Annotated in this window: 12 protein-coding genes; 10 read left to right on the top strand and 2 right to left on the bottom strand. The window is 74.3% G+C overall.

Going from position 1 to position 17,048, the window contains the following annotated elements:
* The first annotated feature begins 446 nt into the window (after positions 1-446).
* The 10 genes from ACFZAM_RS09145 (at position 447) to cobC (ending at position 12,266) form a co-directional block, all read left to right on the top strand.
* The gene (locus ACFZAM_RS09145; protein ID WP_391044167.1) at positions 447-2,558 is read left to right on the top strand and encodes a putative cobaltochelatase; all 2,112 of its coding nucleotides are present in this window, start codon (positions 447-449) and stop codon (positions 2,556-2,558) included.
* Complete coding sequence (gene cobO, locus ACFZAM_RS09140; protein ID WP_355333755.1) at positions 2,558-3,154, top strand: cob(I)yrinic acid a,c-diamide adenosyltransferase; 597 nt, start codon at positions 2,558-2,560, stop codon at positions 3,152-3,154. Before ACFZAM_RS09145 ends, cobO begins: the two co-directional genes overlap by 1 nt.
* Positions 3,148-4,596, top strand: a complete 1,449-nt coding sequence (locus ACFZAM_RS09135; protein ID WP_391044165.1) for a cobyrinate a,c-diamide synthase — start codon at positions 3,148-3,150, stop codon at positions 4,594-4,596. Before cobO ends, ACFZAM_RS09135 begins: the two co-directional genes overlap by 7 nt.
* Positions 4,593-5,336, top strand: coding sequence for a precorrin-2 C(20)-methyltransferase (gene cobI / locus ACFZAM_RS09130; RefSeq protein WP_391044164.1), 744 nt, complete (start codon positions 4,593-4,595; stop codon positions 5,334-5,336). The genes ACFZAM_RS09135 and cobI overlap by 4 nt, the downstream gene beginning before the upstream one ends.
* Positions 5,333-6,232 carry a precorrin-4 C(11)-methyltransferase gene (gene cobM / locus ACFZAM_RS09125; RefSeq protein ID WP_391044162.1) on the top strand — a complete coding sequence of 300 codons (900 nt, stop codon included), beginning with the start codon at positions 5,333-5,335 and terminating at the stop codon, positions 6,230-6,232. Before cobI ends, cobM begins: the two co-directional genes overlap by 4 nt.
* Positions 6,233-6,236: 4 nt before the next feature.
* A complete protein-coding gene (cbiE, locus tag ACFZAM_RS09120) occupies positions 6,237-7,481 on the top strand; it encodes a precorrin-6y C5,15-methyltransferase (decarboxylating) subunit CbiE (RefSeq protein ID WP_391044290.1) in 1,245 nt (414 codons plus the stop codon).
* Complete coding sequence (gene cobJ, locus ACFZAM_RS09115; RefSeq protein ID WP_391044159.1) at positions 7,478-9,529, top strand: precorrin-3B C(17)-methyltransferase; 2,052 nt, start codon at positions 7,478-7,480, stop codon at positions 9,527-9,529. Before cbiE ends, cobJ begins: the two co-directional genes overlap by 4 nt.
* A 64-nt stretch (positions 9,530-9,593) precedes the next feature.
* Positions 9,594-10,244 carry a precorrin-8X methylmutase gene (locus ACFZAM_RS09110; RefSeq protein WP_355333767.1) on the top strand — a complete coding sequence of 217 codons (651 nt, stop codon included), beginning with the start codon at positions 9,594-9,596 and terminating at the stop codon, positions 10,242-10,244.
* The gene (locus ACFZAM_RS09105; protein ID WP_391044156.1) at positions 10,241-11,137 is read left to right on the top strand and encodes a CbiX/SirB N-terminal domain-containing protein; all 897 of its coding nucleotides are present in this window, start codon (positions 10,241-10,243) and stop codon (positions 11,135-11,137) included. The genes ACFZAM_RS09110 and ACFZAM_RS09105 overlap by 4 nt, the downstream gene beginning before the upstream one ends.
* Complete coding sequence (cobC, locus tag ACFZAM_RS09100; RefSeq protein WP_391044154.1) at positions 11,121-12,266, top strand: Rv2231c family pyridoxal phosphate-dependent protein CobC; 1,146 nt, start codon at positions 11,121-11,123, stop codon at positions 12,264-12,266. Before ACFZAM_RS09105 ends, cobC begins: the two co-directional genes overlap by 17 nt.
* Positions 12,267-12,295: 29 nt before the next feature.
* Here cobC and ACFZAM_RS09095 read toward each other — a convergent pair whose 3' ends face one another.
* Positions 12,296-15,451 (bottom strand): ABC transporter substrate-binding protein, encoded by a 3,156-nt coding sequence (locus tag ACFZAM_RS09095; protein ID WP_391044153.1) that lies wholly within the window; start codon positions 15,449-15,451, stop codon positions 12,296-12,298.
* A 134-nt stretch (positions 15,452-15,585) separates the two neighbouring features.
* Positions 15,586-16,845, bottom strand: a complete 1,260-nt coding sequence (locus tag ACFZAM_RS09090; protein WP_391044150.1) for an SCO1860 family LAETG-anchored protein — start codon at positions 16,843-16,845, stop codon at positions 15,586-15,588.
* Between the last annotated feature and the right edge of the window lie 203 nt (positions 16,846-17,048).

Here is a 17,048-nt window from a genome sequence, read left to right as displayed (position 1 = left end):
CCCCGGAACCGGCGGCAAGCCCCCGTCCCCCCTGTCCTCAATCGCCGGACAGGCTCGTCGTGCCGCACCCCTCTCACCATTCCCCAGCCCGCCCGGCGACGGAAGGCAGAGGTCGTCGAGGCATGCGCAGCACCGACCGTCCGGCAGCCGCAGGCGAAACCCGCCGAGGCATGCGCAGCACGGACCGCCCACCCGCCGGAGGCGGAACCCGCCCTCGCGCACCCCACCCCGGCTCTCCAGGCCGCCGCCCAACCGCCGGAGGCGGAAGCCGCCCGCGCGCACCCCACCCCAACTCCCCTGCCCGCCGCCCACCCGCCGGAGGCGGGAGCCGCCCTCGCGCACCCCGCCCCGGCTCTCCAGCCCGCCCGGCGATTGAGGGCTTCGGGGAGGGGCGGGGTGGGGGGAGAGATGTCAGCGAACCGCATGTGCACGTACGAGGAGGCATCGTGAATACGCCGTATCCGTTCACGGCCCTGGTGGGCCAGGAAGACCTGCGGTTGGCGCTGCTGTTGAACGCCGTGAGCCCGGCGGTGGGCGGGGTGCTGGTCAGGGGGGAGAAGGGCACCGCGAAGAGCACGGCGGTGCGGGCGCTGTCGACACTGCTGCCGGACGTACCGGTGGTGCCGGGGTGCAGGTTCTCCTGCGACCCGGCGGCCCCGGACGCGCAGTGCCCGGACGGCCCGCATGAGGCGGGCGGGGGAACGGCCCGCGCGGCGCGGGTGGTTGAGCTGCCGGTCGGCGCGAGCGAGGACCGCCTGGTGGGCGCGCTGGACATCGAGCGCGCCCTGTCGGAGGGCGTGAAGGCGTACGAGCCGGGCCTGTTGGCGGCGGCGCACCGCGGCGTGCTGTACGTGGACGAGGTGAATCTGCTCCACGACCACTTGGTGGACCTGCTGCTGGACGCGGCGGCGATGGGCGCGAGCTACGTGGAGCGCGAAGGCGTCTCCGTCCGGCACGCGGCCCGCTTCCTGCTGGTCGGCACGATGAACCCGGAAGAGGGCGAGTTGCGCCCGCAGTTGCTCGACCGGTTCGGCCTGACGGTCGAGGTCGCGGCCTCGCGGGAGACCGACGAGCGCGTCGAGGTGGTCAGGCGGCGGCTGGCGTACGACGCGGATCCGGCCGGTTTCGGGGCGCGTTGGGCGGCCGACGAGCAGGCGGTGCGTGAACGGATAGCCGCCGCAAGGCGGTTGCTGCCGTCGGTGCGCCTGGGCGACGGCGCGCTGCGGCAGATCGCGGCGACGTGCGCGGCGTTCGAGGTGGACGGGATGCGCGCGGACATCGTCATGGCGCGTACGGCGACGGCGCTGGCCGCGTGGGCGGGCCGCACGGTCGTCCTCGCCGAGGACGTACGGCAGGCCGCGCTGTTGGCGTTGCCCCACCGGCGGCGTCGCAACCCCTTTGACGCGCCCGGCCTCGACGAGGACAAGCTGGACGAGACGCTGGAGCGGGAGCGCGGGGCCGGCGAGGGAGAGGGAGAGCAGGGCGACGGGCGGGACGGCGAGGGGGACGACGACCCGGACACCGACCCGGACGGCCCCGGCGGCGGGCCGTCCGGGCCTCGGGAGCCGGAGGGCGGCCCGCAGGGCGGCTCGCGGGAACAGCCCGGCGGCGAGCAGGACGCGCGCGCGGGCCAGGACTCCCCCGCCGCGAGCGCGGGTGCGGGCGACAGCGCGGGCGACGGCTCCGGGCCCAAGGGCGAGCGCTCGGCGGTCGGCGCCGGGGACCCGTACAGGACGCGGCACTTCGATGTGCCGGGCATCGGCGAGGGCGCGGCCGGACGCAGGTCCAGGGCCCGTACGGCGCACGGCAGGACGACCTCCGCCAGGCGTCCGCGCGGCTCGCTGGGCAAGCTGCATCTGGCGGCCACCGTGCAGGCGGCGGCCCCGTACCAGCGGGCGCGCGGCCGGTCGGGCGCGGGGCTCGTGATCCGCCGGGACGACCTGCGGCAGGCGGTCAGGGAGGGCCGCGAGGGCAATCTCGTGCTGTTCGTGGTGGACGCGTCCGGCTCGATGGCGGCGCGGGAGCGGATGACCGCGGTCAAGGGCGCGGTGCTGTCGCTGCTGCTGGACGCGTACCAGCGGCGCGACAAGGTCGGTCTGGTCACCTTCCGCGGCGCGGACGCCGACCTCGTGCTGCCGCCGACGTCGTCGGTCGAGGCGGGCGCGGTCCGGCTGGAGAAGCTGCCGACCGGTGGGCGTACGCCGCTGGCCGCCGGGCTGCTCAAGGCGCGTGAGGTGCTGCGCGTGGAACGGCTGCGGGACGCCACGCGGCGCCCGCTGCTGATCGTGGTGACGGACGGCCGGGCGACCGGCAGCCGGGCGGCGGCGGGCAGCACGGTCAAGAGCGGTCTGGAACCGATGGCGCTCGCCGCGCGGGCGGCCCGGCTGCTGGCCGCAGAAGGCACCGCCTCGGTGGTCGTGGACTGCGAGTCGGGCCCGGTCAGGCTCGGCCTCGCGGGCGCGCTGGCACAGGAGTTGGGCGGCGTCGCGGTGACGCTGGAGGAACTGCGCGCCGACACGGTGTCCGCGCTCGTCAACGACGTACGGAGGGCCGCGTAATGCCGCAGGGGCAGCCGAGTGCCGTACCCGACGACGGTTTGACGACCCGTCAGCGCAGGAACCGGCCGCTGACGATCGTGCACACCGGCGTCGGCAAGGGGAAGTCGACCGCCGCCTTCGGTCTCGCGCTGCGCGCCTGGAACCAGGGCTGGCCGGTCGGGGTGTTCCAATTCGTCAAGTCCGCCAAGTGGAAGGTCGGCGAGGAGCGGGCGCTGCGCGTGCTCGGCGACTCCGGCGAGGGCGGGACCGTCGCCTGGCACAAGATGGGCGAGGGCTGGTCCTGGGTGCAGCGGTCCCTGGAGTCCAGCGAGGACGCGGCCCGCGAGGGGTGGGAGCAGGTCAAGCGGGACCTGGCCGCCGAGACGTACCGGCTCTACGTGCTGGACGAGTTCGCGTACCCCATGCACTGGGGGTGGGTCGACACCGACGAGGTCGTCGCCGTGCTCCGCGACCGGCCCGGCGCCCAGCACGTCGTCATCACCGGCCGCAACGCGCCGCCCGCGCTGGTCGACGCCGCCGACCTCGTCACCGACATGTCCAAGGTCAAGCACCCCATGGACGCCGGGCAGAAGGGGCAGAGGGGCATCGAGTGGTGAACGTCCCGCGCCTCGTGGTGGCCGCGCCCGCCTCCGGCAGCGGCAAGACCACCGTCGCCACCGGGCTGTTGGCCGCCTTCGCCGAGGCCGGGCTCGCCGTGTCCCCGCACAAGGTCGGGCCCGACTACATCGATCCCGGCTACCACTCGCTCGCCGCCGGGCGGCCCGGTCGCAACCTCGATCCCTTTCTGTGCGGGCCCGACCGTGTCGTCCCGCTCTTCGCGCACGGCGCCGCCGGATGCGAACTCGCCGTCGTCGAGGGCGTCATGGGGCTCTTCGACGGTGCCGCGGGGCGCGGTGAGCTGGGCTCCACCGCGCAGGTCGCCAAGATTCTCCGGGCGCCGGTGGTTCTCGTCGTGGACGCCGGCGCGCAGTCGCGGTCCGTCGCCGCGCTCGTCCATGGCTTCGCCTCCTGGGATCCCGAGGTGCGGATCGGCGGGGTCGTTCTCAATCAGGTCGCTTCCGATCGGCACGAGGCCCTTTTGCGGGCCGCGCTCGACGAGTCCGGGGTGCCCGTGCTCGGTGTGCTGCGGCGCGCGCCGCTGCTTCATGTTCCGTCCCGGCACCTCGGGCTCATTCCTGTCGCCGAGCGGCGGGGGGACGCCGTGGGGTGGGTCCGTGAGCTCGCCGCGCTCGTGCGCGGTGCCTGCGACCTGCCAGCGCTCCTCTCCCTGGCGCGCAGCGCCCCGGACCTGCCGGGCACCGCCTGGGACCCGCTGTCCGAGCTGGCGGCCTGCGGCGCCGCTTTCCCCCACCCCGCCCCTCCCCGAAACCGTGGCTCCGCCCCGGCCCCTCCCCCAGCTGCCGCAGCGGGTGGGGCCGGGGGGTCGGGCTCGGATGCGGGGAGGGGCGCGGTGGTGGCTGTCGCGGGTGGGGCGGCGTTCACGTTCGGGTACGAGGAGCAGGCGGAGCTGCTGCGGGCGGCGGGGGCGGAGGTGGTGGGGTTCGACCCGCTGCGGGACGAGGAGTTGCCGGAGGGTACGCGCGGCGTGATCCTCGGCGGCGGCTTCCCCGAGATGCACGCCGCCGACCTGTCGGCGAATGAGCGGCTGCGCGAGGCGGTCGCCGCCTTCGAAGGCCCGATCGCGGCGGAGTGCGCCGGACTCCTTTATCTGACAAGGGAGTTGGACGGTGCCCCGATGTGCGGGGTGCTGAACGCCACGGCCACGATGACCGACCGCCTGACGCTGGGCTACCGCGAGGCCGTCGCGCTGAGCGACAGCGTGCTGGCGGCGGCCGGCACCCGCCTGCGGGGCCACGAGTTCCACAGGACCCGCGTGGAGCCGGGCGCGGGCGCCACCCCGGCCTGGGGTTTCACGGGAGAAGCCGCCCGCAGGGTCGACGGCTTCGTGGAGAAGAACGTGCATGCCTCGTATCTGCATGTGCACTGGGCCGCCGAGCCGTCACTGGCGCGGCGCTTCGTAGAGAGGTGTGCCGAATGACCGCGCTGCTGACCGGAGTCGGGGTGGGCCCCGGCGACCCGGAGCTGGTGACCGTCAAGGGAGTGAACGCGCTGCGGGCGGCGGCCGTGGTCGTCGTACCGGTACTCGACACGGGCGAGCGGGGACGGGCGGAGGCGACCGTACTGCACTACGTGGACGCGGCGCGGATCGTCCGGGTGGTGTTCGCGCTGAACGAGCGGACCGACCGGGCGCGGCGGGAGGCGGCGTGGGACGCGGCGGGCGCGCGGGTGGCCGAACTCCTGCGGGAGCACGGGACGGTGGCCTTCGCGACGATCGGCGACCCGAATGTGTACTCGACGTTCACGTATCTGGCGCAGACGGTCACGGAGTCGGTGGCCGGGGTGCGGATCGAGACGGTGCCCGGCATCACGGCGATGCAGGATCTGGCGGCGCGCAGCGGGGCCGTACTCACCGAGGGGACCGAGCCGTTGACGCTGGTGCCGGTGACGGCGGGGTCCGCGGTGCTGCGGGCGGCGCTGGAGGGGCCCGGCACGGTGGTGGCGTACAAATTCGGGCGGCTGGCCGGGGAAGTGGCGGCGGCGCTGCGGGAGACCGGCAGGACCGAGGGCGCGGTGTGGGGCAGTTCGCTGGGGCTGCCCGGTGAATCCATCAGGCCCGCCAAGGAGTTGGCGGAGGAGCTGCGGGACGGCGCGCTGCCGTACCTGTCGACCCTGATCGCGCCCGCGCGGCGCGACGGCGGCCGGGGAGGAAAGCTGTGAGCGGCGCGACGGAACCGGGGACGGGCGCCGCAAGCGGCGCGAAGGTGACGATCGTCGGCGCGGGCCCCGGCGCGGCGGATCTGCTGACCTTCCGGGCGGCGCGGGCCATCGCGGAGGCGGACGTCGTCATCTGGGCGGCGAGCCTGGTGCAGGCCGAGGTGCTGCGGCACGCCCGCGAGGGCGCGGAGATCCTGGACTCCGCGGCGATGTCGCTGGAGGACGTGGTCGCGGTGTACGAGCGGGCGCTGCGCGAGGGGCTGCGGGTGGCGCGGATCCACTCGGGCGATCCGGCGCTGTGGGGCGGCACGCAGGAGCAGGTGGACCGCTGCGCGGGGCTCGGCATCGAGGTGGAGATCGTGCCGGGGGTGTCGTCGTTCTCGGCCGTCGCGGCCCTGGCAGGGCGGGAGTTGACGATTCCCGAGGTCGCGCAGTCGGTGATCCTGACCCGGCTGGGCGGCGGCAAGACGCCGATGCCGCCGGGCGAGGAGGTCAGGGAATTCGCCCGGCACGGTACGACGATGGCGGTGTTCCTGTCCGCGGCGCGGTCCGGGCAGCTCGCCGCCGAGCTGCTGGAGGGCGGCTACGTCACCGGCACCCCGGTGCTGATTGCCCATCAGGTCACGTGGCCCGAGGAGCTGTTGCTGCGTTGCACGGTCGGCACGATGGAGGCCACCGTCAAGGAGCACAAGCTCTGGAAGCACACGCTCTTCCTGGTCGGACCCGCGCTCGCGGCCTCCGGGACGCGCTCGCACCTCTATCACCCCGGCCACTTCCACGGTTTCCGGCGGGCCGATCCGGTGGCGCGGCGCGCCCTGCGGGAGTCCCGTGCTCCGGGGGAGTCCCGTACGCCGGAGGAGTCCCGCGCTTCGGGGGAACCGCGTGAGTCCCATGGGTGACGGCGTGATCACCGTCCTCGGCGTGGGTACGGGCGGCCCGGTGCCCGACGTCGGCGCCGCCGATCTGGTCGTCGGCGCCGCCCGGCACCTCGACGCGGTCCAACTGCCCGCCGGGGCACGGCGCGTGGTGCTCGGGCCGCTCGCACCCGCGCTCGACACGATCGCGGAGTACGCGGCCGCGCCCGGTGCCCGCGTGGTCGTGCTCGCCTCGGGCGACCCCGGATTCTTCGGGATCGTACGGGCGTTGGGCGCGCGGTTCGGCGCGGCGGCGCTCGACGTACGGCCGTCGTCCCCGTCCGTCGCGGTGGCCTTCGCCCGGCTCGGGCTGCGCTGGGACGACGCGGTGGTGGTCAGCGCGCACGGACGCGATCTGCGCACCGCCGTCCATGTGTGCCGGGCGCATCCCAAGACGGCCGTACTGACCGGACCCGGCGCGGGACCGGCCGAGTTGGGCGCGGCGCTGGCCCGTACCGGCCTGGACCGTACCCTCGTTGTCGCCTCCGCGCTCGGTACGGATGCCGAGCGCGTCGAGCGGGTCTCGCCCGCGCGGGCCGCCGAACGGGACTGGTCGGGGGACGGGGTCGCGGTGGTGCTGTGCCTGGCGGCGGACTCCTTCGGCGAACGGGCCGACGTCTCCCGTACGGTCGCGGGGCCGCCGCCCGCACCCGCCCAATGGGCGCTGCCCGAGGAGGAGTTCGCGCACCGCGACTCCATGGTCACCAAGTTCGAGGTACGGGCCCTGGCCCTGGCCCGGCTCGGGCCGCGCACCGGGGACCTGGTGTGGGACGTCGGGGCCGGGTCCGGTTCCGTGGCCGTGGAGTGCGCGCGGTTCGGCGCCGCCGTGGTCGCCGTGGAGAAGACGGCCGACGGCGTCGAGCGGATACGGGCGAACGCCGTCGCGCACGGCGTGGACGTGCAGGTCGTGCACGGGGACGCGCCCGCCGCGCTCGACGGACTGCCCGACCCCGACGCCGTCTTCGTCGGCGGCGGCGGGCGGGAGCTGGCCGCGATCGTCGCGGCGTGCGCCCGGCGGGCGCGGCGGACCGTCGTGGTGACGCTCGCCGCCGTGGACCGGGTGGCGGAGGTCCGCGGTGCCCTGCGGGCCGCCGGGCTGGTGCCCGACGGTGTCCTGCTCCAGTCGTCGCGGCTCGCGCCGCTGCCCGGGGAGGTGGCGCGGCTGGCCGCGACGAATCCCGTGTTCGTGCTGTGGGCCCGGCGCCCCGCACCCCAAGAAGGAGAGCTCTCGTGATCGGCCTCATCCACGCCACCGCGGCGGGGCGCACCGGATGCGAGCGGCTCGCCGCCGCGTGGCCCGGCAGGACGGTGCTGTACGGCGACGGCGCGGACCGTCCGCTGCGGACCGTCGTGGCGACGGCCTTCGCCGAGTGCGACCAGCTCGTCCTCTTCCTCGCGACCGGCGCCGCCGTGCGGCTCCTCGCCCCGCTGCTGCGCGGCAAGGCCGAGGATCCCGGTGTCGTCATCGTCGACGAGGCCCACCGCCACGCCGTCGCCCTCCTCGGCGGGCACGGCGGCGGCGCCAACGTTCTGGCCTCCGCCGTCTCCTCCGTCCTCGGGTCCGCACCCGTCATCACCACCGCGACCGACTCCGTCGGCACCCCCGCGCTCGACGCCCTCCCCTACCCCACGGACGGGCCCCTGGCCCCCCTCACCCGCGCCCTCCTCGACGGCGCCCCCGTCCGCCTCCACACCGACCAGACCTGGCCCCTCCCCGCCTTTCCCCTGACGGTGGTCTCGGCAGAGTGGGCCCCAGCACATTCGGGTGAACCGTCGCCCCCCGAAGACCCCCGGACTGTGGCCGGGCCCCGTACGGCACCGCCGCCCCCCACCATCCCGCGTCCGCCGGACGCGGCGGATTCAGGGGAACCCACTTCCCCCGAAGACCCCCAGACCTTGGCCGAGCGCCGCACGGCACCGCCGAACACCGCCGTCCCCCGTCCGGCGGGCGCGGCGGATTCAGGGGAACCCACTTCCCCCGAAGACCCCCGGACTGTGGCCGGGCAGGACCAGCCGTTCACGCTCCGCCCCGGGCCCCCGGCCCAGCGCGAGCTGACCTCGGCACCGCCGAACACCGCCGTCCCCCGCCCGGCGGGCGCGGGTGGGTATGCGGTGTGGGTGACGGATCGGGTGGTGGGGGGAGATGAGGGGGGCGTCGCGGTGTTTGTGAGGCCGCCGTCGTTGGTGGTGGGGGTGGGGGGAAGCCGGGGGGTCGGGCGGGAGGAAGTGGTCGGGCTGGTGCGCAGCACCCTGGCGGAGGCGGGGCTGGCGCAGAAGAGCGTGAGCGCCCTGGCCACGGTGGACGCGAAGGCCGGGGAGGAGGGGATCGTGGCCGCGGCGGCGGAGTTCGGGGTGCCGTTGCTGACGTACGCGGCAGCGGAACTGGCGAGGACGGCCGTGCCGAACCCCTCGGCGGCGCCGCTCGCCGCGGTCGGGACACCGTCCGTGGCGGAGGCTGCGGCGATCCTGGCCGCCGGGACGGGCGGCCAGCTGATCGTGGAGAAGCGGAAGTCGGCGATGGCGACAGCCGCCGTCGCGCGGCGCCGACCGCGCGGACGGCTGGCCGTGGTGGGCCTGGGCCCCGGCGCCCGCGACCTGGTGACACCGCGCGCCGTGGCGGAACTGCGCCGCGCGTCCGTGATCGTCGGCCTCGACCAGTACGTCGACCAGATCCGCGACCTGCTGCTGCCCGGCACCCGCGTGCTGGAGTCGGGGCTCGGCGCGGAGGAGGAACGGGCCCGCACCGCCGTCGCGGAGGCCCGCGCCGGGCACGCCGTCGCGCTTATCGGGAGCGGTGACGCCGGGGTCTACGCGATGGCCTCCCCCGCGCTGGCGGAGGCGGCCGACGACATCGACGTGATCGGCGTACCGGGCGTGACCGCCGCCCTGGCGGCAGCCGCCCTGCTGGGCGCGCCGCTCGGCCACGACCACGTCTCGATCAGCCTGTCCGACCTGCACACACCCTGGGACGTGATCGAACGGCGCGTGCGGGCCGCCGCCGAGTCCGACCTGGTCGTGACCTTCTACAACCCCCGCAGCCGCGGGCGCGCCTGGCAGTTGCCCAAGGCGCTGTCCGTCCTGGCCGAGCACCGCACCCCGCTGACTCCGGTCGGCGTCGTCCACGCGGCGTCCCGCCCGGACGAGCGGGTCGAGGTCACGACGCTCGCCGACCTCGACGTCGGCACGGTCGACATGGTGACGGTCGTGACCGTCGGCAACACCGCCAGCCGTATCGTCTCCGGCCGCATGGTGACCCCCCGCGGCTACCGCTGGCAGACATGACGGCGCCCCGTCACCCGTTCCCACAAGCCCCGACCGCCCCCACCCCCTCCGGAGGAGAAGCCGCGTGAACCGTACGGTCCACCCCATCGAGCAGGAGTCCTTCCGCATCCTGCGGTCCCGGCTCGACACCTCAGGGATGACGCCGCTGCGACGGGCCGTCGTGGAGCGCGTGATCCATTCGAGCGCGGACCTCGGGTACGCGGAGGACCTGGTGTGCGAGGAGTCGGAACTCCGTTACGCGCACGCCGCGTTGCACGCGGGCGCGCCGATCGTGGCGGACGTGGAGATGGTCGCGTCCGGGATCACGGCACGGTCCTCGGTGTGCCGGCTCACGGACGCGGCGTCCGGGCCGGGACTGACGCGCAGCGCGCACGCGATACGGCTGGCGTACGCGGAGGTCGGGCCGGGCGCGGTGTGGGTGGTCGGATGCGCGCCCACGGCGCTGGAGGAGTTGCTGAACCTGGACGCGGCGCCCGCGTTGGTGATCGGGCTGCCGGTCGGCTTCGTCGGCGCGGCGGAGAGCAAGGCGCGGCTGCGGGCGTCGGGGCTGCCCGCGGTCAGCAACGTCTCGGAGAAGGGCGGCTCCGCGGTGGCCGCCGCGGCGCTCAACGCCCTGTTGTACACGGAATATCCCCTCGCGGAACATCACCTCACCGACCGTCCCCTCACCGACCATCACCTCACCGACCATCCCTTCAAGGAGAACGACCAGTGACCCACCCCCCTGCCCTTCTGCTCGTCGGCCACGGCACGCGTGACGCGGCCGGTGCGGCCGCCTTCCGCTCGTTCGTGGCGCAACTGGGCGCGGCCAGTCCGGAGTTGGCGGTCGGCGGCGGCTTCATCGAGCTGTCGCCGCCGCCGCTGGCGGACTCGGTGGCGGAGCTGGTCGGCGCGGGCGTACGCGACTTCGCCGCCGTTCCGCTGGTGCTGGTGTCGGCCGGGCACGCCAAGGGCGACATACCGGCGGCGCTGGCCCGTGAGGAGCGGCGCCATCCGGGGACGTCGTTCGCGTACGGGCGCCCGCTCGGGCCGCATCCGAATCTGCTGACGGTGCTGGAGCGGCGCGTGGACGAGGCGCTGGCGGGCGCCGACCGCGCGGAGACCACGGTGCTGCTGGTGGGCCGGGGTTCGACGGATCCGGACGCCAACGCCGAGGTGTTCAAGGTGGCGCGGCTGCTGTGGGAGGGCCGTGGTTACGCGGGGGTGGAGACGGCCTTCGTGTCGCTGGCCGAGCCGTCGGTGCGGGCCGGTCTCGACCGCTGCCGCAAGCTGGGCGCGCGCCGCGTCGTCGTCCTGCCGTACTTCCTGTTCACCGGTGTGCTGCCGGACCGGGTACGGGACCAGGCCCGCGAGTGGGCCGGGGAAGCGCCGGACGTGGAGCTGCGCTGCGCCGAAGTGATCGGCCCCGAGCCGGAGTTGGCGGAGCTGGTGATGGAGCGCTACCGGGAGACGGTACGGGGCGACCTGCGGATGAACTGCGACTCGTGCGTGTACCGGGTCAAGCTCCCCGGCTTCGAGGACCGTGTCGGGCTGCCGCAGCAGCCGCACCACCACCCCGACGACCCGTCGCACAGCCATGGAAGCGGCCACCATGCGCACACCCACTGACCGCGACCGCGTGCCGGACCCGGCGGCGGGCGGCGGCCCGGACCCGTACGGCCGCGACACCCCCGACGGCCAGGACGCCCGCCGCGCCGAAGTCGCCGCCGGAGGCTACGACTTGCGGCATCACGGTGACGCCGAGGTCGGCGAGGGCCTGATCGACCTCGCGGTCAACGTCCGCGCGAACACTCCCCCGCCCTGGCTGCGCGAGCGCGTCGCGCGGTCGCTGACCGGCCTCGCCGGATATCCGGACGGCCGGGCGGCGCGGCACGCGGTGGCCGTACGCCACGGGCGGCCGGACGCCGAGGTGCTGGTGACGGCCGGAGCGGCGGAGGCGTTCGTGCTGCTCGCGCGGGCGTTGACGCCACGTCACACCGTTGTGGTGCACCCGCAGTTCACCGAACCCGAGGCGGCGCTGCGGGCGGCCGGGCACGAGGTGCGGCGGGTCCTGTTGTCCGCGTCCGACGGCTTCCGGCTCGACCCGGCAGCGGTCCCGCCGGAGGCGGATCTGGTGGTGGTCGGCAATCCGACCAACCCGACGTCCGTCCTCCATCCGGCCCCGCTGATACGGGAGTTGGCCCGTCCGGGGCGCACGCTGGTGGTGGACGAGGCGTTCATGGACGCGGTGCCGGGCGAGAGCGAGTCGCTGGCCGGGTGCCGGGACGTGCCGGGGCTCCTCGTCCTGCGCAGCCTGACCAAGACCTGGGGCCTGGCCGGACTGCGGATCGGCTACGTGCTCGGCGACGCGGACACGGTCGCCGCGCTGGAGAGCGCACAACCGCTGTGGGCGGTGTCGACTCCCGCGCTGGCGGCGGCCGTTGCCTGCGTGGAGCCGGACGCGGTCGCGGAGGCGGCGGAGGCGGCCCGTACCGTGGTCGGCGACCGCGCCTACCTGCTGGACCGGCTGGCCGCACTCCCCGGAGTCGAGGTCGCGGGCGACGCGCCCGCCGGTCCCTTCGTCCTGCTGCGCCTGCCCGGAGCGGCCGACGTCCGGCTCCGCCTGAGGGAGATGGGCTACGCGGTCCGGCGCGCCGACACCTTCCCCGGCCTCGGACCCGACTGGCTGCGGATCGCCGTGCGCGACCGCCGTACGACGGACGGCTTCGCGAACGCCCTGGCCACGGCCATGGCCTGAGAGCAGGGCGCTCAACCGGCCGGTCCTGCCTACTGCTTGACGCCGAGGGCGGTGAGGTCGACGCCGCCGAGGACCGGCTGCTCGTAGACGTTGGTGAGGCGGGGGGCGCGGTAGACGAGGTGCTGGGTGTAGATCAGCGGGACCATGGTGCCCTCGCCCATCACCTTGGCGTCGATGGCCTGCCACAGGGACGCGGCCTTGGCCGGATCGGTGACGCCGTCGGCCTGCGTGACCAGGCCGTTGATCTCGCTGTCGTCGAGCTGGGCGTAGTTGTTGATGCTGCCCGGCTGGATCAGCGAGCGCAGGAAGCCGCCGCCGGTGGGCCAGTCGGCGGCCCATCCGGTCATCACGATGCCCCACTTGGCGCTCTTGAGCTTGCTGGGCGACAGCAGCGTGTCGTAGAAGGTACTGGCGTCCTGCGTGACGATCTTGACGGTGATGCCGACCTCGGCGAGGGAACCGCGGATGGACTGCATGGCGTCCTCGACCCGCCCCGGCGCCTTGACCCCGGCCATGGTGACGGTGAAGCCGTTGGGCTTGCCGCACTTGCCCAGGTACTTGCGTGCCTCGTCGGGGAACGACACCCCCGCGTTGGTGCCGAAGGGCGTGGCCGAGGTGCTGTATCCGTCGGTGGTCGGCGGCAGCATCGTGGTGGCCACCTCGCCGCCGGCGTACTGCCCGCCGAGCACGGCGCGGACCTGCGCCTTGTCGATGGCGTACTGCACGGCCCAGCGGCACTCGTACCGGTCGAAGGGCGCCACCGTGGTCTGGAGGCTCAGGAAGCGGGTGGTGCCGTTGAAGACGAGGTCCGTATTGGCCTTCAGCGCCGGGTCGTTGAGGATCTTGGTCTCGGTCTGGTCGCTGACCGTCTGGCCTGCCAGGTCGAGGTCGGCGCTGCCGTCGAGCAGGTCGGTCTCGACCTCGTCCTGACTGCTGACGATCTTCAGGTCGATCGCGTCGGGCAGCGCCGAGTGCACGGTGTCGGTCCTGGGGTCCCAGTGGGTGTTGCGGACCAGGTGCAGCGAGGCGCCCGAGGTGTAGCTCGCGACGCGGTAGGGGCCGCTGCCGACGGGGTGCTTCCCGAAGTCCTTGCCGCCGCCGGTGTCGGCGGACTGCGGGACGGGCGCGCCGATCGACAGCGCGAGGACGTAGCGGAAGTCCGCGTAGGGCTTGGCGAGCCGGAAGACGATCGTGCGGTCGTCCGGTGTGGCCACCGAGCGCAGGCCGAGCTTGCCGGGGTCGCTGTCGGTGTACGGGCCCTGGTAGTTCTGCCCCTGGTCGAGGAGGTCCACGAGGTGGGTCGGGCCGCCGGGGAACTCGTCGCGGGCGAAGGTCCGCTCGATGCCGTACTTGACGTCCTTGGAGGTGATCGGCGCTCCGTTGTCGAAGGTGACGCCGTCCTTGAGGCGGAAGGTCCAGGTGCGGCCGTCTGAGCTGACCTGGCCGGTGTCGGTGGCGAGGTCGGGGACGACCTTGCGGCCCGCGCCGCCGGGCGCGGGCGCGTAGTCCACGAGCTTGCGCAGGTAGAGGCGCTGGAGATTCCACGACGGCTGGTCGTAGGTGGCGGCCGGGTCGAGGAGATTCTCCGAGGAGTAGGAGGAGATGAGCTTCAGCGTGCCGCCGGTGGCCGTCGAGGGTCTGACCACCCCGTTCAGCCCGCCGCTGTAGCCGGAACCCTCCTTCCCGCCGTGGAGTTGGAGCGCCGCGTTCTGCACGGTCGGCTTGTCGGTGGGCTTGTCGTCGCCGTGCTTCTTGCCGCCGAACGGCGCGAAGGTGAGCGTCACGGTCACGGCGACCGCGGTGACCGCCAGCCCGGCCGCGCCCGCCATCCACCGGCGGCGCCCGGCCCCGCCCCGCGGCGGCTCCGCGGGCCTGCCCACATTGAGCGGCGGCGGGGTGCTCGGCAGATACTGCGGCGGCACCGGGCGCTGCGGGGCGCGGTACGCGGGGTGCTCCGGCTGGTGGTAGCCGGCCGCGCGCGGCGGCGGGGTCGCGTCGCTCGCGGCGGCGGGCGGTATGGACGAGCCCCGGCCCGCGGACGGGGAGGGAGTGCCGGAGGACGGGGAGGGCGTGCCGGACGAGGGTGCGGGGGTGCCGGAGGACGGGGAAGGGGTGCCGGACGAGGGCGAGGGCGTGCCGCCGGACGGGGAAGGCGTGCCCGGCGACCCGGCGGGGGTCCGCGGTGCCCGCGGCGGCGTGCCTGCTCCGGCCGGGTCCGCCTTGGGCGGCAGCGCGGGCAGCCCGGCGCCCGGCACTCCGAAGGTCGCCCGGGGGTCGGCCGCCGACGACCGCTTGCCCGAACCGCCGTCCGCGGGTTCCGCGGCGGGTCCGGTCAGCGCGGAGGAGCCGGTGGCCGCCAGCCAGCCGCGCAGTTGGTCGCGGAAGGCGGCGGCGCCCTCGGGCCGCTCGGCCGGGTCCTTGGCGAGCGCGGCCAGCACCAGCGCGTCCAACTCCTCGGGCACCCGCGGATTGCGGGCGGACGGGGCCGGGGGCGGGGTGTGGACGTGCCAGTACATGAGGTTGATCGGGTTGCCGTCGGTGAACGGCGGTTTGCCGGTGAGCAGTTCGGTCAGGACGCAGCCGACCGCGTAGACGTCGCTGCGGGCGTCGACGTCGACGCCGTTGATCTGCTCGGGCGACATGTAGCTGGGCGTGCCGATCGCCGAGCCGGTGGCGGTCAGCCGGGCGTCGCTGTGCAGGACGTGCGCGATGCCGAAGTCGGCGACCTTGACGGCGCCTTCGGTGGTGATCATCACGTTGGCGGGCTTCACGTCGCGGTGGACGGTGCCGTGGCTGTGCGCGTGGGCGAGCGCGTCCAGCACGTCGGCGGCGATGCGCGCCGCGCGCTCGGGCGCGAACCAGACCTGCTCGCGGACGAGTTGGGCGAGCGTGCTGCCCCGCACGTACTCCATGACCAGGTACGGCACCACGGTGTCGTCGTCGGTGCGGACCTCGTCCTGGTCGTGGACGGTGACGATGCCGGGGTGGTTGAGCGCTCCCGCGGCCTGCGCCTCGCGGGCGAACCGGCGGCGCGCGTCGGGGTCGCTGGCCAGTTCGGGCAGGAGCGTCTTGACCGCGACGGCGCGGCCCATGCGGGTGTCGCGGGCGCGGTGCACCCGGGCCATTCCGCCGGAGCCGAGAAGCTCCGCCAGTTCGTAACGACCCGCGAAAAGCCCGTCGACCATTACTCGTTCGCCCCGTTCGCCCATCCCCAAGTCGAACGGCAGTCGAGCCGCCGTTCGTAGGGAACAGAGTAGAGGGCGGCTCCCGGAGCGGAGCCGCCCTCCCCTGTATTCCCCCGATCCCCCCGTGGGCCGGACTACTCGCCGCGCGAAGCGGCGGCCTTGCGGCGGCGGTTGGTGAGCAGGAAGGCCCCGCCGCCCACCGCGATCAGGCCGATGGCGCCGTACGCCATGTACGGCGTGGAGGAACTGGCGCCGGTCTCGGCCAGGTTGCCGGTGTTCACCGAGGTGTCGGTGCCGGTCTGCGGGTGGGTGTTGCTGCCGCCGGAGGTGGAGCCGCCCGAGGTGCCCGCGGAGCCGGACGTACCGCTGGAACCGCCGTTGCCGGAACCGCCGTTGGACGAGCCGGAGGTGGAGCCGCCGGTGGAGTGACCGCCCGTGGAACCGCCGGTCGAGCCGCCGTTGGTGGACCCCCCGTTCGTGGAACCGCCGTTCGCGGCACCTCCGTTCGTGGAACCGCCGTTCGTGGAACCGCCGTTCGTGGAACCGCCGTTCGTGGAACCGCCGTTCGTGGAACCGCCGTTGGTCGAGCCTCCGTTCGTGGAACCGCCGTTCGTCGAGCCGCCGGAGTTGCCGCCCGACGTCGACCCCCCGGTCGAGCCGCCGGCCTGGGGCGTGCGGCAGGTGGCCTGCGCCAGCGTGACGTCACCGGTGACCTCGGCGACCCCGAGGTTCAACGGGTTGATGTGGACCTTCAGTTGGAGGGCGGTGGCGGCGGCCGTACGGGAGGTGGTCACGGTGTTGGTGAGCTGGAGACTGACCTCACCGACCCCGCCGACGCGGACGTCGGTGGTGCCGACCGCGTTGAGCGAGATGGTCCTGCCGAGGATCGTCACCCCGACCAGCTTCGAGCTGGCGGTGGGCTTGTGGCCCACCTGGCAGGTCGCCTTGGACGTGACGGCGTCCAGCTTGATCAGCGAGAGCAGCGGAAGTCCGGGGACATGGACCTCGGCCTTGGCCACGTTGGCGTAGCCCTCCGCCTTGTCACGGTCGGCGGTCGCGTTCGCCGTCGCGACGTCGGCCCGCAGGATGCTGATCTCGCGACCCTGCTCGACACCGCTGCCGACCTTCACGGTCAGCGCGGTCTCCTTCGCGTCGGCGGGCGCCTTCACATCGTTGAGCGAGACATTCACCGGGACGTCCACGGTCTTGTTCAGCAGCGATACGTCGAGGCCCGCTCGCAGGACGGTCGCGGTGGACGTGCCGCCGCCCGACGGCGCGGGGGTCGCCTGCGCGCCCGGCGCTACGGCGAGGGTGCCCGCGGCGAGGGCGACGGCGGCGCCGATGGCGGCGGCCGAACGGCGTGCGGGCAGGCTGATGTTGATGGTGCGGTACACGGTGGAAAACCCCCACAAGTGGCATGGAGTCCCCGGCGCACGACTGTTGGGGACAGCCGCCGGGGACCTCGACCCGGCAATGTTTACGCACGGAGGGTGAACTGGCGGGCACACGGCGTCAGTTCACCCATAAGGGTGGTTTCCGTGAACTTCTTCGAATCTCGCCGCACGACCGTTCCCCCGCGTCACCCGGACCACGGGAT

The sequence above is a fragment of the Streptomyces sp. NPDC008079 genome, from assembly GCF_042957385.1.
In the GTDB taxonomy this organism is placed as follows: Bacteria; Actinomycetota; Actinomycetes; order Streptomycetales; family Streptomycetaceae; genus Actinacidiphila.
The sequence above is the reverse complement of the archived record's forward strand: the minus strand, read 5'-3'. Positions and strand labels throughout refer to the sequence as shown.